This is a genomic window from Methylophilus glucosoxydans (genome assembly GCF_042676145.1).
In the GTDB taxonomy this organism is placed as follows: Bacteria; Pseudomonadota; Gammaproteobacteria; order Burkholderiales; family Methylophilaceae; genus Methylophilus; species Methylophilus glucosoxydans.
This window is the reverse complement of record NZ_JBHTJW010000002.1, coordinates 231,650-251,237: the sequence shown is the minus strand read 5'-3', so window position 1 is coordinate 251,237 and position 19,588 is coordinate 231,650. Positions and strand designations below refer to the sequence as shown.

Below are 19,588 nucleotides of genomic sequence, written 5' to 3'. Positions count from 1 at the left end.
GGATAAATCCACATCGGTTGTAAAATAGCGTTTTACCCTCAACTAATGGCTATGACCATGCAAACCGCCACTATCAAATTTGAAAAGTTCCAGTCGGCCAAAGACGATGACTGTCAGGCCCGTATTCTGGCTGCCCGCGAAAAGCTGGGTAAGCGACTGGTGATTCTGGGCCACCATTACCAGCACGAGAGTGTTTACCGCCATGCGGATTACTCTGGTGACTCACTGAAACTGTCTAAATATTGTGACAGCCTGGATGCAGAATACATCGTCTTTCTGGGTGTGCATTTCATGGCCGAGGTGGCTGACATCTTGAGCCGCCCGGATCAGGTCGTGATCTTGCCAGACTTGGCCGCAGGCTGCTCCATGGCAGACATGGCCAATCTGGCCAAGGTTGAGCGTAGCTATCGCGAACTCAGCAAAGTCCTTGATTTTGATGAAACCATCACACCGGTCACGTATATCAACTCCGCGGCGGACCTGAAAGCCTTCTGTGGTGAACATGGCGGCATTGTGTGCACCAGCACCAATGCCCCCAAAATCCTGGAGTGGGGCTTCAGCCAGCGCGAAAAAATCCTGTTCTTCCCGGATCAGCATCTGGGCCGTTGGAGCGGCTACAAAATGGGTATCCCATTAGAGCAAATGCCTGTCTGGGATCCAGATCTGCCCATGGGCGGCTTGACCGAACAGCAAATCAAAGACGCAAAAATCCTGCTGTGGAAAGGTCATTGCTCAGTACACCAGATGTTCCGCAAACAGAATATCGACCAGTTCCGTGCCCAGCATCCAGATGGCAAAGTCATCTCTCACCCGGAAACGGCGTTTGAGGTCTGCATTAACTCAGATTATGTTGGCTCTACAGAATACATCTTGCGTACCGTGAGTGAAGCCGAGCCTGGGACGAAATGGCTGGTAGGCACCGAATTGAACCTAGTCACACGCCTGGCCGAAGAAATGAAACCGCAAAACAAGCTGGTTCAGTTCATGAGCCATGTGGTTTGCGAATGCTCAACTATGGCACGTATTGACCCGCAACACCTGGCCTGGTGCCTGGAAAACCTGGCCGAAGGTAATGTGGTCAACCAGATTAAAGTGCCCGCGCATGAAGCCAAACTGGCCAAACTCACACTGGATAGAATGCTGGCCGTTTCCTGATGCGTGATTGCCCGCTGTGCCAACCAACCCCCTACGACTTGCTATGGCAGGATGATTTTTGCCGGGTAGTGTTATTGCACGACGCAGATTACCCTGCCTATTGCCGGGTGGAATTAATTGCACACGTCAAAGAAATGACCGACCTGCCTCCCGCAGCGCGAGCACGCACCATGAAAGTCGTGTTTGCTGTCGAAACAGCGCTGCGGGAAGTCATACAACCGGATAAAATCAACCTGGCTAGCCTGGGTAATAAAACGCCGCATATGCACTGGCATGTGTTGCCAAGATTCGAGAGTGACAAACACTTTCCGAATAGCCACTGGGGCAGCGCTATGCGGGATTCCGAGAGTCAGCCTATGAGACAGGATGTTCGGGATCACCTACAACGCGTTGTAACTATGCGAGTGGAATGTGCGCTCAATAGCTAAAGCTTAAAGAGCTCCTCGATATTTAGGAGTTAGTGTTGCAACAGCTGTTGTAACGCATACCCACCCTCATCACTATCGTAATCACCATTTCGTGCGGGTGCACTAAGCATGCTTCTTAAGCCAGCTGCTTACGCCCCTCAACCATCCCAGTAAATCATCCACGTAGGTGTACAGCACCGGGATCACCACCAGACTCAGCACGGTTGAAGTAATTAATCCGCCAATCACCGTAATCGCCATTGGCGCGCGGAAGCTAGGATCCGCACTCCAGCCCAGTGCAATCGGCAGCATACCGGCAGCCATGGCAATGGTGGTCATGACAATCGGCCGCGCACGTTTATGGCACCCATCGATAATCGCATCAAACCGGCTTAACTGGCGCTCTTTTCTGGCCATGATGGTGTACTCCACCAGCAAGATCGAGTTTTTGGTCACCACACCCATCAACATCAACAACCCAATCACACTCGGCATGGAGAAGCTGTTGTGGGTGACCAGCAGGGCAAAGAAGGCCCCACCCAGTGACAAGGGCAGCGCCCCCAAGATGGTCACTGGTTGCAGAAAGTCGCCAAACAGCAAGACCAGCACCACATAGATGCACATCACGCCGATGACCATGGCGCCGCCAAAGCTGGCAAACAACTCGTTCATGCGTTTGGCGTCACCTGACTCCAGCTGCTTCACGCTGGGCGGCAGCGATTGCATGGCGGGCAGCTGCTGTACTTCACGCATGACCTCACCAATCTGACGCTTGTTGAGTTCGATATCGAAGGTCACATTACGCATGCGGTCCATACGGTCAATTTGCTGCGGCCCACTGCCCATGCGAACGGTGGCCACGGTTTCCAGGCTAACACTGCCGTTGCGTGCGGGTACCCGCAGTTGGGCAATTTCTTGCAAACTGGTGCGTACACTGGAACCCAATCGCACCCGGATTGGCACCTGGCGCTGAGGCAAATTGAGCTTGGGCATGGTATTGGAGAAGTCGCCAGAGGTAGCAATGCGAATCACCTGTGCAATCGACTCTACCGTCACCCCCAGCTCGGCGGCCTTGTCGATATCGGGGATGATCTGCACCTCTGGCCGTTGCAGGCTGGCACTGGATGTGATGTTGCCGACACCGCTCAAGGTACGCAATTGTTGCTCCAGCTGTTGGCTGGCATTACCCAGCGCAATGCCATCATCGCTGGCCAGTGTGATCTGCAGTTTTTCACCGGATTCCCCAATGCCGACGTTGACACGTGCGCCAGGCAAGGCCTTGAGTCGCTCACGTAACTCGGCTTCAATTTCGGATTGCTTCTGATGCCGCTCACTACGATCCGTCAGACTAATCACCAGGCTGCCCTTGCGCACATCCGTACTATTCTGCGAAGCATTGGGGCCACCCCCACCGGTACTGGCCGTGCCCGCGGCGCTAAACACCGCTTTCACTTCCGGGTGCTGCTTGACGATCTGCTCTGCCAGACTAACCACTTCGCGCGTCTGTTCCAGCGCGGTCCCCGGCTGCAACTCAATATTGACCTTGGTTTGGCTACTGTCAGAGGAAGGCACAAAGCCTTTAGGCAACAGTGGCATCAAACTCAATGAGCCGACAATGAACAATACAAATGCCAGCACCACGGTTTTGCGGTGGCGCAAACACCACTCCACACTGCGTAAGTAAGCGCGCATAAAGCCAGAAATTTGCTCTTCCTTGACTGGGTGCGGTTTTAACAAATAGGCTGACATCATCGGCGTCAACAAGCGGGCGACGACCAGCGAGCCCATGATCGCAATGGCCGCCGTAATGCCAAACTGCTTGAAGAATTTACCCGGAATACCGCCCATAAATGCGGTGGGTAGAAAAATCGCCACCAGCGTAAATGTGGTGGCAATCACCGCAAAGCCGATTTCATCAGCGGCCTCCATGGCGGCCTGATAAGGGGATTTGCCCATGCGCAGGTGGCGGACAATGTTTTCGATTTCCACAATGGCATCATCGACCAGAATCCCCACCACCAGCGCCATGGCAAGCAAAGTAAGAATATTGAGCGAGAAGCCGAAATATTGCATAAATGCAAAGGTCGGGATCATGGATAAAGGCAGAGCGACGGCGGCAATAATGGTGGCGCGCCAGTCGCGCAAAAACCACCACACCACCAGAATAGCGAGCAATGCCCCCTCGTACAGCAATTGCATGGAGCCGTGATAGTTATCTTCTACCGGCTTGACCATGTTAAAGGCCTCCACAATCTTCACTTGTGGATGCAAGACCCTGAATTTTTCCAGCGCGGCACGCACATCTTTGGCCACCGTCACCTCACTGGTGCCTTTGCTACGCGTAATTTCAAACCGGATGACTGGCTTGCTATCATAGCTCGCATAGGTGGTGCGCTCGGCATAGGTATCAATCACCTCCGCCACTTGCGACAACTTGATGTGGCGACCATCGCCGATGGGAATATCCAGATTGCGGACTTCATCCGCACTATGCAAGGCGCCCAGGGTGCGTACCGACTGAATATTGTCGCCAATATCCCCTCGCCCGCCCGAGGCATCCTGCTGTACGCGTTTGAGCTGTGCAGACACATCGCTGACATTGACGCCCAAACCCGCCATCAAGGTCGGATCAAGATTAACCTGCACTTCGCGGTCTACGCCACCGGTACGCGTAATCTTGCCCACGCCATTCACTGCCAGCATGGCCTTGCTCACTTCGTTGTCAACAAACCACGATAGCTCGCCTTCATCCATATTGTCAGCCGAGGCGACGAAAGTGAGGATCGCGCTGCCGGAGGTCGTCACTTTAGACACGGTAGGCGTCAGTACCGCAGCGGGCAACTCCGAGCGGGCGCTATCAACCGCATTGCGTACCAGATTCAGCGCCTCTTCACTGTTGGTATCTATAGTGAACTGCACACTGATGCTGACACTGCCATCGGTGATTTTGGTGGTCATGTGCTCGATCCCACCAATGGTCGCAATCTTGTCTTCAATCTTGCGGGCCACTTCGGTTTCCAGCTGTGGCGGGGCCGCGCCCTCCAGCGTCGCACTGACCGAAATCACCGGCAGCTCAATATCCGGAAAGTTCTGTTTGCCTAATTGATTAAGTGATTTGAGACCAAGAAAGCTCAACACCACGAACAGCAGAATGGCGGGAACCGGATTGCGGATAGACCAGGCTGAAAAATTCATTTTGCAGCCTCAGGTTTGGTCACCGTCACGATTTTGACCCTATCCCCATCGTTGAGAAAAGCGCCACCACTGAGCACCAGCGAGGCCCCTGCCTCCACGCCACCAAGCAACTCTATCAGCTGCTCGCGGGTACGGCCGGTTTGTACCTTGCGCTGTGCGACCTGGCTGATACCGTCAGCCCCGGATGGCGCCAGTTCAAACACATAGGCAAAGCCATCGCGGTAGGTGACGGCACTCAGTGGGACCGCCAACCCTTGCTGCTGGCCGATATCCACCTGTCCCTGCACATACATGCCAGGCTTGGCACTGCCTTTGGGGATATCCACATACACCAGCGCATTACGGGTATTGTTGTCGACGGTCGGCGAAATCAACCGCACGGTCCCGGCTACCTTCTTGCCGCCCGGCAAACTCAGGTTGACCGCTTGTCCGGCATGCAAAGCATTTTGCTGATCCGCATTCACCTCACCGCGCCACTCAATACGACTTTGCCGCACCAGTCTGAATAACTCCGCCCCGGCCGACACCACATTCCCCAAATTGGCAGAACGTGATGAAATGACCCCATCGTCAGGCGCCACCACTTTGGTCTGGCGCAAGCGGATTTTCTGGTTCTCCAGCTCCGCCTCGGACAAGGCGAGATTGGCCCGTGCCGTCTGCTCGGCAATCATGTATTCATTGATTTTTTGCGCCGATAGCGCGCCACTGTCCTTGATTTCACGCGCACGGTCTGCATTACTCTTTGCTTCAGCCAGCGCGGCCTTGTCTTTTTCAACCGTGGCGAGCTGTTTTTGCAAATCCGCCTTGACGGTTTCATCGGCCAAGACAACCAGCAACTGTCCCTTGCTCACTTGCGCGCCGACATCGGCCAGCACTTGCTGTATGCGCAATCCAGCTATTTCCGCACTGACCAGGGCCTCTTGCCAGGGATAGACGCTGCCATTTAGCATCAGAGTCGTCTGCCATTGCACCTTCACGGGCCGGGTGACCTCCACGCTCAAGGCGGCTTTGCCCTTGCCCGCTGACTGCGGCGCATGTTCTGTTTCAGTTTGATTGACGGCCGCGCGGTTAGCACGTTTTTCTGCCAGCTCGGCCTGATGCCGCGGATGTTGCCAGAACCAGGCACTCACACCCACCAGCACGGCCGCAATGATTAAGAATTTGGTTTTTTTTGTCAGTCTGCTCGCCATTTTTATTTACCTTTTTTCCATGGGCTTGAGGATGATGGGTTTCACCGTCGCCTGTGTTTCCAGCCAGTCACCACCAAATGCCTTGTATAGCGCAATCCACTGCAACACACGGTTTTTTTGCTGGGTGATAACGTTCAGCTCGGCATTAATTTTTTGCCTGCGGGCATCTTCGAGTGACAATAAATCCAGCCCGCCTGATTTCCAGTTGATCTCGGCGGCCTTGAAATATTGCTGATATTGCTGGGCACTGGCCTGCTCGGAGGTAGCGCGGCGGGTAGCACTTTCCAGATTCACCAAAGCCTGCTCTACTTCTTTGACAGCATTACGCACATCCTGCTGATAGGTTGCCAGCAAGCTATCGTAATTGGCACGCGCTTCTGCCAGATCCGCACGCAAAGTGCCTCCATCAAAAATCGGCAACTTGAGAGAAGGGCCATACGACCAGGAGTCGGTGCGTGTCACCGTGCCATTAAAGTTGGTGCGGCGATAGCCGATCGATCCGGTCAGGGTCAGGCTAGGGTACATCTGGGCTTTGGAGACGCCGATATTGGCACTGGCTTCCGCCAAGTTGCGCTCATCAATGGCCAGGTCTGGGCGCCGGGTCAGTAAACTGGCCGGCAAGGCCTGCACGTCAAACATGGCAGGCTCTGGCAAGCTTTTGCCTTTCGCCAACCATTGACGCAACTCAGGCTCAGGCAAATTGGTCAACGCCACCAGCGCTTTTACCAGTCCATCACATTCGGCTTGCTGCCCATCCAGCGTAGACTCACTGGCGCGTGTCGCTGCCTCTGCGAGTGCCAGGTCTGACGGAGCGGAGAAACCAGCCTTGGCAGAAATGCCTGTCAAACGCGCGGTCTCTTTACGAGAGTCATAGGCCTGTTGCAGGGCGTCTACCGATGCCTGGCAGGCACGGTAATTCACATAATTATTTGCTACCTCGGCGGCCAGGCTCAAGCGTGCATCGTGCCAGGCAATTTTCTTGGACTCCAGTTGCGCTTTGGCTGCCTGCTTGGCGGCTTTCACCTTGCCAAACAAATCCACTTCCCAGCTGGCATCCAGTGAAATCGAATCAACTTCAATGGTACTGGCCGGAAACGCGCCACCACCACCGCCTTTACTCTTGGTGGCACTGCCGGTGCTGGTTAAATCAGGGATCCCTTGCGCACGGGCAGACAAGACATTGGCGCGCGACACACGGATATTGGCCAGCGCAATTTCAAGCGAGGGACTTTCTTTCTGTGCCTCAGTGAGCAGATGGTCAAGCACAGGATCGTTGAATTGCCCCCACCAATTGTTCAGCGACGCCAGATTGCCGCCATGCGGCAACGGCGCTTGCCATTCTGTAGCTACCTTGGGTTTTGGGCGGATATATTCATCCATCACCGAGCAACTCGCCAGCGGCAAACACACGACAGCCAACCATAGCGGCAGGCGACGCAGGTTTACCGCAACCTTTAAGACAGGCTGCTTCATTTTTGTTCCATCCCGTGTAATCCTCTCAAGAATAACTGCACCACAAATGCAATGTGTGCTTCTGCATCCCAATCTGCTTCTTGCACCCCGAATAATGCTTTATGGCGAGGGCCGGCGATCAGTAGCTCGCAATAAGACTCAGCCGCCCGCATAAAATTCAGTTGTGGCAACTCGCCTTTATCCGCATACGTTTTAAAGATATTTGCCAACATTTGATAGATGCGCTCCGGCCCCACTTCTTTGACTGCCCTCGCCAACTCCGGTAAATGTGATACTTCTGAAATCGCAATTCTAAAAAAGGACACCATGCGCGGTTCAAGGACTTTTTTCAACATCAGTCGCCCGATATGCGTGAGCACCGTGGCCAGCGACGGGTCGGCTAACTGCTCAAGATTGGTCATGGCACGCACATCCTGCTCCACCATGTGCTTGAGCGCCGCGATCAATAACGCATCCTTGTTGCTGTAACGCTCATAGATGGTTCGCGTCGAGACGCCACAGGTTGCGGCAATCCGCGCAATACTGGTCCGTGCCACACCCTCGGTCATAAACAGTTCGAGGGCCTGCGCCAGAAATTGGGCGTGCCGCTCCTGTGTTGTCCCGGTTTTTGGCCGCCCCACCTTAGGTTTGGCAGCGGCTGTGCGTGTAGAAGGCATGTCGTCCTGCGTATCCATAAAATAAAAATAAAACGTTTTATTTTCAATTTTATGAAGATTCTAAAAAAGCGCAAGCAGTTTGTTGTATCTGGCTGGCTACAAAGCGCTTAAGAGCATAGTTTAGTTTGTTATACTCGCTGCACTTTTTAATCGCAGGCAGTCGCCATGGCTCTCAAATCCACCATTTATAAAATCAATCTCAATATTGCGGATATGGACAGGCATTACTATCAGACGCATATGCTGACCTTGGCCAAGCACCCCTCGGAAACAGAAGAGCGACTGATGGTCAGACTGCTGGCGTTTGTGCTCTATGCGGATGAAGCCTTGCAATTTGGCAAAGGCCTGAGTGACGACGATGAGCCGGATCTCTGGCAAAAAGACCTTACCGGGGCAATAGAACGCTGGATAGGCGTCGGCCTGCCTGACGAGCGTGAGATTCGCAAAGCCTGCGGAAAAGCCAAGCAAGTGGTGCAAGTGCTTTATGGTGGCAGAAGTGCAGAGATGTGGTGGGAGCAACACCAAAAAGCCATGCTTAAACTGGATAATGTCACGGTGCTTAACCTGCCGGAAACCCAGGCACTCACAGCCGCTGCCTCACGCAGCCTGAGCATGAGCGTCACCATACAAGATCAGCAATTATTAGTGAGTCATGACAACGGGAGTTTTGAGCTCTCTCCCGTCATCCTCAAGGCCTAGCATCCTTCTTCCGCCTTGGAAACTGTCGAGCACAGGCTCAAAAACAAAACCCTCCATGGATCACATGAAGGGTTTTTGTTGCACCGGCACAGCCGGCGCTCAACAGCACTCAATTAAATTCAGTCTGCCGGTGAGCCCATGTAAGGGCGCTTGCCAATAAAGTTCAGGCGCATTTGCTGGTGCTTGTCCAGGCCTTTATCCGGGTTATCTGTGATCAAGCCTGTGCCTTCCCATTTATCTTCTGGGCTTTGCTGTTTTGCCTGCGGGGCTTTACTGTAAGGCCGCTTGCCGAGGAAGTGGTTCTGATGCAGATTGTGTACACCACTCTCAGCGTCAGAGGTATCGCCTGCTTGAACATTCGCCATGAAGCCAAATGTTACCAGTACTGCTAATAACAATTTACTCATTTTACGCTCCTTAAATCGCTCATTCTTTAATAGTTTTTACCGTTAGGGTGAGTAACGGTCAGGTTTATGGTGGCATAGTTACCTGACAACTACCTGACTAAAACGCACGTTTGGACAATTGATGCATTTTCATCACTTGCTGCGCTTGTGCGGATGCAGGATTTACAACCAAAGTCGCACCTACCCAGGCTTGATCAGCCGCTGCGCTAGCCACCACGGCAGGTGTGGCATAAGGCCGTTTGCTTAAAAAATGCTGTGTATGCGCGGTTTTTTGAATATTTTTCTCACTTTCAAATGCCACGGCCGTTGAGGCCACGAACAAACTTGAAACCATAAAACCCACAGAAATAAATTTACGCATCATGTGTCTCCTTATACGGTTAATGTGATTCATGTCTTCTCGTTTACATGTTTACTCAATCACGATGGTTTGCATTTTGCCAGCCAGCAGACAAGAAAGAATCTCTCGATATACGTAGTTTGGTATATACCTAACGGCATACATCATTATTTAGATGGCTATTGAAAGTAAGTGCCTAGGCAACCAATGCGCTGAGATTGCTCGCCAGGTGAATGCCAGCAAACCAGAGGTATGCTCAAGGAAACAAGCGATGCTCGGCGGGCCAAACACCGCCATACAAGGCTTCAGGATGGCGTAGCATCAGGCGCTGCCTGATCTCGCGTAACCTGCGCAATGGGACGGATACAACCATGAGGATATTGCCTTGCTCCAGCTGTTGACTGTGGGCACGCAAGCGATACCCGGGTGCCGCAGTCGCGATGGCCGCTGCCCACGCAGCACAGGCGAGTGCTCCAATGACCATGCAATACGGAATCACGGTGAAAGCAACTTCGCCAAACCACCACGGGAAAAAGCAGGCGAGTAAGCCGCTTAACAAGCCTACGATTGCGCCAAAGACAAACCCGGCCATCGCACTATAAAGAACATCGGATTTTTCTACGGCACCGGCTTTTGGTAATTGCGCTAGCAAATGTTCATGCCGGGCATGAAAATGGATGTGATTTTCATCAATACGATCAAGCAGTAATTCATTCATCACGGCCTGAGCACTGTGAAGATTGGGTAAAACAAAATAGAGTCTGCGTCTCATCGTGTTCTCCTATCCATATTGTCATCAATATATTGATGGATAGAAGAATGCGTTGAAGATTCACTTTTTAACACCTGTATGGCTGAAACAGGCTCACGCCAACAGAATCACTAACGGTCCTCTAATTGACCGCTCCATACACGCGCCAGTTTTGATAATTTATAGCGCATGCCTGTGCTCTCATTAGAAAGCGCATCCAGAAACAATGACAGCCGACGCGATTTAATCACAGTATAAAAAGTAAGCAGGCTGACAGGCACAAAGACGATACCAAAATATGCCAGCTTCTCCAGCAGACTGGTTTGGGTCAGGTCGATTAAATTCATGCCCAGCAAGCCACTGGTCATGGTGCCGATGAGGCCCAGAATAGTGACCACGGTAAGGCGGACGACCGTATCCGCCTGCCGCTTGATTTCTTCGCCTTCCAGATATTCGGCCATATCCATAATGCGGCGGCGAGTTTTCTCAAACAGGCTGACCGAATCCAGTTGCTTGAGCATCAAGGCAAACAGGTCTTTGGCGACGGCCTGATCAGACACATTTTCAAACCAGTAGCGGTGGGTAAAACGCAGAAACACGGCCGTGACATGACGGATGTTGCTGCGGAAAGATTTGACCGAGTCCTCACTCTGCATATTCAGACGGCTGATGGCTTGCACCATGCGGTCTGACAGCATCAGCAAGGCCGCTTTTTGAAAATGGGCGATTAAGAACAATAGAAAATACTGGTTTTGGTAATGGCGCTTGATGCCGTTTTTGTCATTGCTGAACACGCGGTGCTGATGACTGCCGACCACGACAAAATTCTGGCCGGTACACATTATGCGCGTGGTGCTCCAGGGGTCTTGGCGGACCTCATCCCAGTAGCGGTCATAGCAATGCTGTTGCTCAAAGTCTTGCAAAAACTGCTCACTAAACGGCAAGGTATCTGAATGCCAGGGCTGGCAAACCAGACCCAGCCGGATCAAGTCTCCGCGCGACAGTGTACTCACATCGTCAAACGCCAGATAAGCCATCAAGGGCATGCGCTGATATTCAATTTCACGGTAACGCAACTCGCCAGACTGGCCGGAGTAATGTTGCACGAGCGGCGACATCAGTGCTGACCAGTGCAATGAGACACAAGGGACGTGATTCTCTTTCACAAAGGCCAGGTAGCGGGCCTTGTCTTCATAATCAGAGGCAGCAATGACCTGATCGTGCTGATCCAGCCACTCCACCCGTTTTGCGCAATGCCCGCCCTCGCCGGTATCATCCCAGTAATTGGGATAGGTGCGGCCCAGACGGTAGAGGATTTCCATAGCGTCGTTGAGCGCGAGATCACTGGCAGTGACTTCAAGCGCCAGCATGGCAACATCAATATCAAAAAAGAAATATAGCTCGATATGCGCAACGCGCAAAGTAAGCGGGGTCGCATGCTCTGGCAAGGTGATACGGACGGCACGGATATCCTGACGACTAAAAATATGCAGTGGCGATTCGCCATAGCCGCCAGCTGCATGGCCATGCTTGCCCTCGCCATACAAAAAACGCTGGGCAAAAGGCATAAAGGTGACGAATTCTTGATAGCGCGTTTCACTTAAGTGCGGGGCGCTGTGTAAAAAATCGTCCTCAATTTCTACCCAGGGCGAATCCTTGATGGCATTGAGCGTTTCCCAGGGCGCATCTACGGCACCGGGGACAAGATGATCAGTCATCAATTGCACGGGCCACAGCAAAGTTTGCCGAAAATCCCTGACGATACTGGTGTGCAGATTGTCTGGCATGTGCAGTCTCCTGACCGCGATTGTGATGGCAAACTATAGCGCGTTTGACCATGGCGACATGGCGCAAAAAACAGTCATTTTGTGGACTAAATGACAAGATTGCTGGCCATAAAAAAACCGGCACGAGGCCGGTTTTTAAAAGCTTAAGGCACCAAAAAATTACACTTTTTGATAAACCTCAGCGCCTTTTTTCACAAACTCGATGGCTTTTTCCTGCATGCCTTTTTCCAGCGCCACCTGTTCATCCACCCCCAGTTTATCGGCGTAGTCGCGCACATCCTGTGTAATTTTCATTGAACAGAAGTGCGGGCCACACATGGAGCAGAAGTGTGCCTGTTTGGCGCCTTCTTGCGGCAAGGTTTCATCGTGGAATTCCTTGGCTTTTTCAGGATCAAGCCCGAGGTTAAACTGGTCTTCCCAGCGGAATTCGAAACGCGCCTTGGACAAGGCATTGTCCCGGATCTGGGCGCCAGGATGGCCTTTGGCCAGGTCAGCGGCATGCGCCGCAATCTTGTAGGTGATGATGCCTACGCGGACGTCTTCCTTGTCCGGCAAGCCCAGATGCTCTTTCGGGGTCACATAGCACAGCATGGCGCAGCCGTACCAGCCGATCATGGCCGCACCGATACCGGAAGTGATGTGGTCATAGCCAGGCGCAATGTCGGTGGTCAATGGGCCCAGCGTGTAGAACGGGGCTTCGCCACAGTGCTCCAGTTGCAGGTCCATGTTTTCCTTGATCAGGTGCATAGGCACATGACCCGGGCCTTCGATCATGCACTGCACATCGTGCTTCCAGGCAATCTGGGTCAACTCACCTAAGGTCTTCAGCTCGGCAAATTGGGCTTCGTCGTTGGCATCGTAGATAGAGCCTGGACGCAAGCCGTCACCCAGCGAGAATGACACGTCATACTGCTTCATGATCTCGCAGATTTCTTCAAAGTGCGTATACAGGAAAGACTCTTTATGATGCGCCAGACACCATTTGGCCATAATAGAGCCGCCACGTGACACGATACCGGTCATGCGTTTGGCGGTCATTGGAATGTAAGCGAGGCGCACACCAGCGTGAATCGTAAAATAGTCTACGCCCTGCTCTGCCTGTTCAATCAGCGTGTCGCGGAAGATTTCCCAGGTCAGGTCTTCGGCCTTGCCGTTCACTTTTTCCAGCGCCTGGTAGATAGGCACAGTACCAATCGGCACGGGTGAGTTACGGATAATCCACTCACGGGTTTCATGGATGTTTTTACCAGTGGACAGATCCATCACGGTATCGCCACCCCAACGGGTGCCCCATACCATTTTTTCCACTTCCTCAGAGATGGAAGAACCCAGCGCCGAGTTACCGATATTGGCATTGATTTTGACCAAAAAGTTACGGCCAATAATCATGGGCTCGATTTCTGGGTGGTTGATGTTGGCAGGGATAATGGCACGGCCACGCGCCACTTCGTCACGCACAAATTCTGGCGTGATCACAGGGGGAATACTGGCACCGTAGTTCTGGCCAGGGTGTTGCGTTTGCAGCAGCTCGCTCATGTTTTCACGGCGCTGGTTTTCACGGATGGCGATGAACTCCATCTCGGGTGTGATGATGCCTTGCCGCGCATAATGCATCTGGCTGACATTTTTACCCGCTTTGGCACGCAGCGGTTTGCGATGCAGGTTAAAGCGCATTTGTGACAATTCTGGATCGACCAGGCGCTGATGTCCGAATTCAGAAGTCGGGCCATCCAGCTGCTCTACATCACCCCGCTCCATAATCCATTGCGCACGCAAGGCTGGCAGACCGTTACGGATATCGATCTCTACATTCGGGTCAGTGTAAGGGCCGGAAGTGTCATACACAACCACAGGTGGATTGGTATCCCCACCAAAGCTGGAAGGGGTATCACTCAGTGAAATTTCACGAAATGGCACACGGATATCAGGGCGTGAACCTTCAACGTAAATTTTGCGCGATTTGGCAAACGGTTTGGTAGCAGCTTCGTCAACTTTGGCATCCGCGTTGACGAATTTGATGTTCTTATCAATAGCGTTCATTAGGCATCCTTAAAAGAAAAGACGTAAGGATGCGAAGACTTGCATTCCCTACGGCGGTATGACCCGCATCAGGTTCGAAGGGTAACTCTCACTGCAAAAACCTCACAAAATGAAGTATTTACAGACCCCTAGCAACGGACGAATTGTGCGGGAAAACGCCTGATAACGCAAGTAAAACAAAGTTTTGCGTCTGCCTGCGCTTGACAAGTAGACAGACCTGTCTACAATTCACCTGCCCGACCCAAAAAACATCACGGGTTAATTTTTTAATAGGCTCAGGAGAGAAAATATGAACGTGTTATTAATAGGTGCAGTGGCTTGTATCACTGCGTTGATTTTGTCTGCATGGCTGATGACTTTTGCCCGCTGGTTTCCGATCAAGGGTATAGATGGCGAGTTTTTGGTGGACTATAAAACCATGATACGCGCCCATGTCGACTACGCCCTTATGGCCCTGTTTGGACTGGGATTTTATGGCGCAGCCAAGGCCGCAGGCATAGAGTTGCATTATTTTGCCTGTGTGTGCGTGGCTATCGGCGGCTTTACCAACCCGACCGTGTTTGTGATTGCAGCATTTGATCCCGACTTCTGGAACAAAACCAAATGGAAAGTTTATTCTGCCATCAGCTTCGTGCTCACCACCATCGGCTTTATGACCATTTCATGGCAGCTGATTTGCCATGCCTTGGGCCAATAGTAAATAGATGAACTGAGGGGGCTAATCCGAGTTTATCCAGTTTTAGTTTGATGCTTGCCAGCCGATAATCAGTTATGCGTGTGACGGTCGTCATGCGCAGGCAGCAAATGACTTTACACTTGAAATGCTAACAGGAGATCAGAATGAAAAAATTCGCAGCTTTAGTATTGGTAATGATGGCCGTATTCTCAAATGTTTCTTTTGCAGATGAGCATTGCAAAGACCATCACGACAAAGAGCATTGCAAGTAATCCTGAGCCACCAAGCTTAGAGAGTCGTGTCAAAAAAACAAACCCCGCCAAAAGCGGGGTTTGTTTTTTTATCCAACTGCCAATTAAGGGACTAACCCAACATCTTCTTGAGAAGCTCATTGACCTGCGCCGGATTCGCCTTGCCTTTAGAGGCTTTCATACACTGGCCTACCAGCGCATTAAAGGCTTTCTCCTTGCCAGATTTGTACTCATCGACCATGGCCTGGTTCGCCGCCAGCACCTCTTTGATGATGGCCTCAATCGCGCCTGTATCAGACACTTGCTTGAGTCCTTTGGCTTCGATAATGGCATCTACTTCACCCGCGCCTGCCCACAAGCCTTCAAACACCTGTTTGGCAGCGTTGTTGGAAATCGTATTGTCTGCAATACGCTTGAGCAAGGCAGCCAACTGCTGGGCAGAGACGGGACTGTCAGCAATCGTTTTTTCTTCCGCATTGAGCTTGGCAGAAAGCGCGCCCATCACCCAGTTAGCCGCCTGTTTGGGCTCGGCACCTGCTTGTACCGTGGCCATAAAATAATCAGCCATGCTGCGTGAAGCCGTCAATGTGCTGGCATCATAAGCAGAGAGTTGGTACTCGCTGACCAACCGCGCCTGCAAGGCTTGTGGCAACTCTGGCATCTCGGCACGCACGCGTGCTTTATCGGCCTCAGTCACTTCCAGCGGCAGCAAATCCGGGTCAGGAAAATAGCGATAATCATTGGCTTCTTCCTTGGTGCGCATGGCACGCGTTTCACCGGTGTCCGGATTAAACAGGACAGTCGCTTGCTGGATGGTGCCGCCATCCTCCAGCGTTTCGATTTGCCACTGGGTCTCATACTCAATGGCTTGCTGCATGAACTTGAACGAGTTCAGGTTTTTGATCTCGCGGCGGGTACCGAACTTTTCAGTTCCCTTGGGGCGCACCGAGACGTTGACGTCGCAACGGAAAGATCCTTCCTGCATATTGCCGTCGCAAATGCCTATCCACTGCACCAGTTCATGTAACTTCTTGGCATAAGCGACCGCTTCGGCGGCACTGCGCATATCGGGCTCGGTGACGATTTCCAACAAAGGTGTCCCCGCACGGTTCAAATCTATGCCGGACATGCCTTCGACGGCACCGTGCACAGACTTACCCGCATCTTCTTCAAGGTGCGCACGCGTGATATTGATCACCTTCTCATAGGCCTCGGTATTTTTGCCCGCTGGGACCTGAATGGTCAGCTGACCTTTACCCACTACCGGCAGCTCAAACTGGCTGATCTGGTAGCCCTTGGGCAAATCGGGATAAAAATAATTCTTACGTGAGAATACGCTGCGTGGCGCCATTTCGGCATCAATCGCCAGGCCAAATTTAATCGCGCATTCCACGGCTTTTTTGTTGAGCACAGGCAACACGCCTGGCAGCGCAATACTCACCTCACAGGCTTGCGTATTTGGCGCCGCCCCATAAGTGGTGGAGGCCCCGCTAAACTGTTTGGAATTAGTTTGTAACTGTACGTGGGTTTCCAACCCGATCACGACTTCCCACTGCATGTTAGATGTTCTCCAAACCAGCTGGCATGCGTGTATGCCAGTCTGTGACTTGTTGATAGGCATGGCCAACATTGAGCATGCGCGCCTCATCAAAATAATTGCCAATAATCTGCAAACCAACCGGCAAAGCCTTGCCCTCACTGCTGGTGGTAAACCCGGCCGGAATGCTCATGCCTGGCAAGCCCGCCAGGTTCACGGCAATGGTGTATAAGTCTTCGAGGTACATGGCGACAGGGTCGCTGGTTTTTTCACCGGCTTTAAAAGCCGCTGAAGGCGCGGCCGGGCCCATGATCACATCACATTGCTTGAAAGCTTCCACAAAGTCCTGGGCAATCAGGCGGCGGATTTGCTGGGCCTTGAGGTAGTAGGCATCGTAATAACCGGCACTGAGCACATAGGTACCAATCAGGATACGGCGCTTGACCTCGGCACCAAAACCTTCTGCGCGCGACTTCATGTACATGTCGAGCAGGTCATTGTATTCCGCCGCACGGTGACCATAACGGACGCCGTCATAGCGTGACAGATTGCTCGATGCCTCGGCTGGAGCGAGCACGTAATACACCGGAATCGACAGATTGTTGTTTGGCAAGCTGATCTCGACAATCTCTGCACCCAGCTTTTTGTATTCTGCAATCGCCGTTTCAATCACTTTAGCCACGTCAGCATTCAAGCCTTCGGCAAAATATTCTTTGGGCAGGCCAATCCGCAAGCCTTTGAGTGGCTGCGTGCCTTGCATGGCGCTCAAGCCACGCGTGTAATCTTCTTGCTCGCGCTGCACGCTGGTGGAGTCACGCTCGTCAAACCCGGCCATGACATTCAGCATCAACGCACAGTCTTCAGCCGACTTGGCCATGGGGCCTGCCTGGTCCAGCGACGAAGCAAAAGCGATCATGCCGTAACGGGAGACCAGGCCATAAGTTGGTTTAAGGCCGGTAAAGCCGCACAATGAAGCGGGTTGACGGATGGAGCCGCCCGTATCTGTCCCGGTGGCCGCTGCACACAAGCGGGCGGCCACAGCCGCCGCGGAACCGCCAGAGCTACCGCCAGGCACACGATCAAAGTCCCATGGGTTTTTGACGCCGCCAAAATAACTGGTTTCGTTGGAGGAGCCCATGGCGAACTCATCCATATTGGTTTTGCCCAGATTGACCGCACCGGCCGCATCAAACTGGCTGATCACATGCGCGTCATAGGGGGCAATGAAGTTTTCCAGCATTTTGGAGCTACAGGTGGTGCGCCAGCCCTGAGCACAAAAAATATCTTTTTGCGCGATGGGGATGCCAGTGAGCGGGCCGGCTGTACCGGCGGCGATACGTGCATCTGCCGCTTGCGCCTGCGCCAGGGTTTTTTGTTCGTCTATGGTGACATAGGCATTGATGCTGGGGTTGAGTTTGGCCATCCGTTGCAAATAGGCCTGCGTCAACTCCACGCTGGAAACTTGTTTGCTGGCCAACTGCTGGCCCAGCTGTTTTAAACTACTGTTTATCATAATGGAAACCGTAAAAATGAACCGTCAAAGCAGGGGCTGGCAAGCGCTTATTCAATGACTTTGGGCACCAGGTATAAGCCATCTTGCGTGGCTGGTGCAATGGATTGAAACAGTTCGCGCTGGTTGGTTTTAGTCACCACGTCTTCACGCAGACGCTGTGTCACGTCTTGCGAGTGCGACATGGGGGTGATGCCGGTGGTGTCCACCGCCTGCATTTGCTCAATCAGCCCCAGAATACCGGAAAGTTTGCTTAGGGTTTCTTGCGCTTCACTGTCGCTGACCTCGATGCGGGCCAGGTGCGCGATACGCTTGATATCATCTAGATTCAGTGCCATGTGTGGTTAATTGTCTATAAGATTTTGAAAACACATCTTAATTTCATGTGCGTTTTGCGCTATTATACCTTGATTTTATGCCGCACCCAGCGGGCAGCACCAAAGTCAGAATTTTCACAGGATAAAACATGTTCGGTTCAATCAACAGCTACTTCTCCAATGACCTTGCCATTGACCTTGGCACCGCCAACACGCTGATTTACGTACGCGGCAAAGGGGTGGTGCTGGATGAGCCCTCAGTGGTGGCGATTCGTACCGAAGGCGGCCCCAACGGCAAAAAAGTGTTGCTGGCTGTCGGCTCTGATGCAAAAAGCATGCTGGGCCGCGCGCCAGCCAACATTCAGGCCATCCGCCCGATGAAAGACGGTGTGATCGCCGACTTCACCATCACCGAGCAAATGCTCAAATTCTTTATCCGCAAGGTACACGAATCCCGCTGGTTCTCACCCAGCCCACGCATCATCATCTGCGTCCCTGTAGGTTCCACCCAGGTAGAACGCCGTGCCATTAAAGAATCTGCCGAGCGCGCAGGTGCTAAACAGGTGTTCCTGATTGAAGAACCGATGGCCGCTGCGATTGGTGCCGATATGCCTGTGGCGGAAGCCACCGGCTCCATGGTCGTCGATATTGGTGGCGGCACGACTGAAGTTGGCGTGATTTCACTGGGCGGCATTGTCTACGCCAAGTCCGAGCGCGTCGGTGGTGACAAGTTTGACCAGGCGATTATTGACTACATCCGCCGTAACTACGGCATGCAAATCTCCGAGCCCACCGCTGAAGCGATCAAGAAAAAAATCGGCTCCGCCTTCCCGGGCTCTGAAGTGCTTGAAATGGAAGTGACTGGCCGCAACCTGGCTGAAGGCTTGCCACGCAAATTCACCATCTCCAGCAACGAGATTCTTGAAGCCTTGACTGAACCACTGAATGCCATCGTCGGTGCAGTGAAATCCGCACTTGAACAAACGCCGCCAGAGCTGGGCGCAGACATTGCCGAAAAAGGCATGGTGTTGACCGGTGGTGGTGCTTTGTTGCGCGACCTGGACCGTTTGCTGGTAGAAGAAACCGGCTTGCCAGTCATCGTGGCTGAAGATCCACTGACCTGTGTCGCCCGTGGCTGTGGCCGCGCACTTGAGGAAATGGACAAGCTGGGCAACGTATTCGCTAGCGAATAAATCC

Annotated in this window: 17 protein-coding genes and 1 riboswitch; of the genes, 5 read left to right on the top strand and 12 right to left on the bottom strand. The window is 52.7% G+C overall.

Annotated elements, in window-relative coordinates:
• Nucleotides 1-57 precede the first annotated feature (57 nt).
• Both nadA and ACFQ1T_RS03710 read left to right on the top strand, forming a co-directional pair.
• The gene (nadA, locus tag ACFQ1T_RS03715) at nucleotides 58-1,155 is read left to right on the top strand and encodes a quinolinate synthase NadA (RefSeq protein ID WP_379074037.1); all 1,098 of its coding nucleotides are present in this window, start codon (nucleotides 58-60) and stop codon (nucleotides 1,153-1,155) included.
• Nucleotides 1,155-1,583, top strand: coding sequence for an HIT family protein (locus tag ACFQ1T_RS03710; protein WP_379074035.1), 429 nt, complete (start codon nucleotides 1,155-1,157; stop codon nucleotides 1,581-1,583). The genes nadA and ACFQ1T_RS03710 overlap by 1 nt, the downstream gene beginning before the upstream one ends.
• Before the next feature lie 102 nt (nucleotides 1,584-1,685).
• Here the strand turns inward: ACFQ1T_RS03710 and ACFQ1T_RS03705 are convergent, their stop codons facing one another.
• From ACFQ1T_RS03705 to ACFQ1T_RS03690, 4 genes are read right to left on the bottom strand one after another with little or no spacing between them, the layout of a single operon-like run.
• Complete coding sequence (locus tag ACFQ1T_RS03705; RefSeq protein WP_379074033.1) at nucleotides 1,686-4,757, bottom strand: efflux RND transporter permease subunit; 3,072 nt, start codon at nucleotides 4,755-4,757, stop codon at nucleotides 1,686-1,688.
• A complete protein-coding gene (locus tag ACFQ1T_RS03700; RefSeq protein WP_379074031.1) occupies nucleotides 4,754-5,947 on the bottom strand; it encodes an efflux RND transporter periplasmic adaptor subunit in 1,194 nt (397 codons plus the stop codon). Before ACFQ1T_RS03700 ends, ACFQ1T_RS03705 begins: the two co-directional genes overlap by 4 nt.
• 6 nt (nucleotides 5,948-5,953) lie before the next feature.
• A complete protein-coding gene (locus ACFQ1T_RS03695) occupies nucleotides 5,954-7,420 on the bottom strand; it encodes an efflux transporter outer membrane subunit (RefSeq protein WP_194749020.1) in 1,467 nt (488 codons plus the stop codon).
• Nucleotides 7,417-8,076 carry a TetR/AcrR family transcriptional regulator gene (locus ACFQ1T_RS03690; protein ID WP_194749021.1) on the bottom strand — a complete coding sequence of 220 codons (660 nt, stop codon included), beginning with the start codon at nucleotides 8,074-8,076 and terminating at the stop codon, nucleotides 7,417-7,419. Before ACFQ1T_RS03690 ends, ACFQ1T_RS03695 begins: the two co-directional genes overlap by 4 nt.
• Before the next feature lie 165 nt (nucleotides 8,077-8,241).
• Here ACFQ1T_RS03690 and ACFQ1T_RS03685 point away from each other — a divergent pair, with 165 nt between their 5' ends.
• Nucleotides 8,242-8,775: a YaeQ family protein gene (locus ACFQ1T_RS03685; protein ID WP_313984451.1), complete on the top strand. Its 534-nt coding sequence runs from the start codon at nucleotides 8,242-8,244 to the stop codon at nucleotides 8,773-8,775.
• A 119-nt stretch (nucleotides 8,776-8,894) separates the two neighbouring features.
• Here the strand turns inward: ACFQ1T_RS03685 and ACFQ1T_RS03680 are convergent, their stop codons facing one another.
• From ACFQ1T_RS03680 to thiC, 5 genes are all read right to left on the bottom strand, one after another.
• Nucleotides 8,895-9,182: a hypothetical protein gene (locus tag ACFQ1T_RS03680; RefSeq protein ID WP_194749024.1), complete on the bottom strand. Its 288-nt coding sequence runs from the start codon at nucleotides 9,180-9,182 to the stop codon at nucleotides 8,895-8,897.
• A 97-nt stretch (nucleotides 9,183-9,279) separates the two neighbouring features.
• Nucleotides 9,280-9,546, bottom strand: coding sequence for a hypothetical protein (locus tag ACFQ1T_RS03675; RefSeq protein ID WP_379074028.1), 267 nt, complete (start codon nucleotides 9,544-9,546; stop codon nucleotides 9,280-9,282).
• Between the two features lie 232 nt (nucleotides 9,547-9,778).
• Nucleotides 9,779-10,294 (bottom strand): hypothetical protein, encoded by a 516-nt coding sequence (locus tag ACFQ1T_RS03670; protein WP_379074026.1) that lies wholly within the window; start codon nucleotides 10,292-10,294, stop codon nucleotides 9,779-9,781.
• A gap of 110 nt (nucleotides 10,295-10,404) precedes the next feature.
• Nucleotides 10,405-12,060, bottom strand: a complete 1,656-nt coding sequence (locus ACFQ1T_RS03665; RefSeq protein ID WP_379074024.1) for a hypothetical protein — start codon at nucleotides 12,058-12,060, stop codon at nucleotides 10,405-10,407.
• 159 nt (nucleotides 12,061-12,219) lie between these two features.
• Nucleotides 12,220-14,100 carry a phosphomethylpyrimidine synthase ThiC gene (thiC, locus tag ACFQ1T_RS03660; RefSeq protein ID WP_228518868.1) on the bottom strand — a complete coding sequence of 627 codons (1,881 nt, stop codon included), beginning with the start codon at nucleotides 14,098-14,100 and terminating at the stop codon, nucleotides 12,220-12,222.
• Nucleotides 14,101-14,127: 27 nt separating this feature from the next.
• Nucleotides 14,128-14,240, bottom strand: a riboswitch (TPP riboswitch).
• 149 nt (nucleotides 14,241-14,389) lie between these two features.
• On the opposite strand from thiC, the gene ACFQ1T_RS03655 reads away from it, so the two are divergent.
• A complete protein-coding gene (locus ACFQ1T_RS03655; RefSeq protein WP_194749029.1) occupies nucleotides 14,390-14,797 on the top strand; it encodes a hypothetical protein in 408 nt (135 codons plus the stop codon).
• Between the two features lie 342 nt (nucleotides 14,798-15,139).
• Here ACFQ1T_RS03655 and gatB read toward each other — a convergent pair whose 3' ends face one another.
• The 3 genes from gatB to gatC are packed head-to-tail and all read right to left on the bottom strand — an operon-like array spanning nucleotide 15,140 to nucleotide 18,412.
• Entirely contained in the window at nucleotides 15,140-16,585 is a 1,446-nt protein-coding gene (gene gatB / locus ACFQ1T_RS03650; RefSeq protein ID WP_379074022.1) for an Asp-tRNA(Asn)/Glu-tRNA(Gln) amidotransferase subunit GatB, read from the bottom strand.
• A gap of 1 nt (nucleotide 16,586) precedes the next feature.
• On the bottom strand, nucleotides 16,587-18,077 hold the full coding sequence (gene gatA, locus ACFQ1T_RS03645) for an Asp-tRNA(Asn)/Glu-tRNA(Gln) amidotransferase subunit GatA (protein WP_379074020.1): 1,491 nt from the start codon (nucleotides 18,075-18,077) through the stop codon (nucleotides 16,587-16,589).
• A 47-nt stretch (nucleotides 18,078-18,124) separates the two neighbouring features.
• Complete coding sequence (gatC, locus tag ACFQ1T_RS03640) at nucleotides 18,125-18,412, bottom strand: Asp-tRNA(Asn)/Glu-tRNA(Gln) amidotransferase subunit GatC (RefSeq protein WP_194749033.1); 288 nt, start codon at nucleotides 18,410-18,412, stop codon at nucleotides 18,125-18,127.
• A 128-nt stretch (nucleotides 18,413-18,540) separates the two neighbouring features.
• Between gatC and ACFQ1T_RS03635 the strand changes: the two genes are divergently transcribed.
• Nucleotides 18,541-19,584, top strand: a complete 1,044-nt coding sequence (locus ACFQ1T_RS03635; RefSeq protein ID WP_194749035.1) for a rod shape-determining protein — start codon at nucleotides 18,541-18,543, stop codon at nucleotides 19,582-19,584.
• Nucleotides 19,585-19,588 lie beyond the last annotated feature (4 nt).

Bases quoted from the DNA above. Each gene is read 5' to 3' on its own strand.
- ACFQ1T_RS03655 (WP_194749029.1), top strand. From the start codon at position 14,390: ATGAACGTGTTATTAATAGGTGCAGTGGCTTGTATCACTGCGTTGATT.
- nadA (WP_379074037.1), top strand. From the start codon at position 58: ATGCAAACCGCCACTATCAAATTTGAAAAGTTCCAGTCGGCCAAAGAC.
- gatC (WP_194749033.1), bottom strand. From the start codon at position 18,412: ATGGCACTGAATCTAGATGATATCAAGCGTATCGCGCACCTGGCCCGC.
- ACFQ1T_RS03695 (WP_194749020.1), bottom strand. From the start codon at position 7,420: ATGAAGCAGCCTGTCTTAAAGGTTGCGGTAAACCTGCGTCGCCTGCCG.
- ACFQ1T_RS03700 (WP_379074031.1), bottom strand. From the start codon at position 5,947: ATGGCGAGCAGACTGACAAAAAAAACCAAATTCTTAATCATTGCGGCC.
- ACFQ1T_RS03635 (WP_194749035.1), top strand. From the start codon at position 18,541: ATGTTCGGTTCAATCAACAGCTACTTCTCCAATGACCTTGCCATTGAC.
- ACFQ1T_RS03705 (WP_379074033.1), bottom strand. From the start codon at position 4,757: ATGAATTTTTCAGCCTGGTCTATCCGCAATCCGGTTCCCGCCATTCTG.
- ACFQ1T_RS03690 (WP_194749021.1), bottom strand. From the start codon at position 8,076: ATGCCTTCTACACGCACAGCCGCTGCCAAACCTAAGGTGGGGCGGCCA.
- thiC (WP_228518868.1), bottom strand. From the start codon at position 14,100: ATGAACGCTATTGATAAGAACATCAAATTCGTCAACGCGGATGCCAAA.
- ACFQ1T_RS03670 (WP_379074026.1), bottom strand. From the start codon at position 10,294: ATGAGACGCAGACTCTATTTTGTTTTACCCAATCTTCACAGTGCTCAG.
- ACFQ1T_RS03710 (WP_379074035.1), top strand. From the start codon at position 1,155: ATGCGTGATTGCCCGCTGTGCCAACCAACCCCCTACGACTTGCTATGG.
- gatA (WP_379074020.1), bottom strand. From the start codon at position 18,077: ATGATAAACAGTAGTTTAAAACAGCTGGGCCAGCAGTTGGCCAGCAAA.
- ACFQ1T_RS03665 (WP_379074024.1), bottom strand. From the start codon at position 12,060: ATGCCAGACAATCTGCACACCAGTATCGTCAGGGATTTTCGGCAAACT.
- ACFQ1T_RS03675 (WP_379074028.1), bottom strand. From the start codon at position 9,546: ATGATGCGTAAATTTATTTCTGTGGGTTTTATGGTTTCAAGTTTGTTC.
- gatB (WP_379074022.1), bottom strand. From the start codon at position 16,585: ATGCAGTGGGAAGTCGTGATCGGGTTGGAAACCCACGTACAGTTACAA.
- ACFQ1T_RS03680 (WP_194749024.1), bottom strand. From the start codon at position 9,182: ATGAGTAAATTGTTATTAGCAGTACTGGTAACATTTGGCTTCATGGCG.
- ACFQ1T_RS03685 (WP_313984451.1), top strand. From the start codon at position 8,242: ATGGCTCTCAAATCCACCATTTATAAAATCAATCTCAATATTGCGGAT.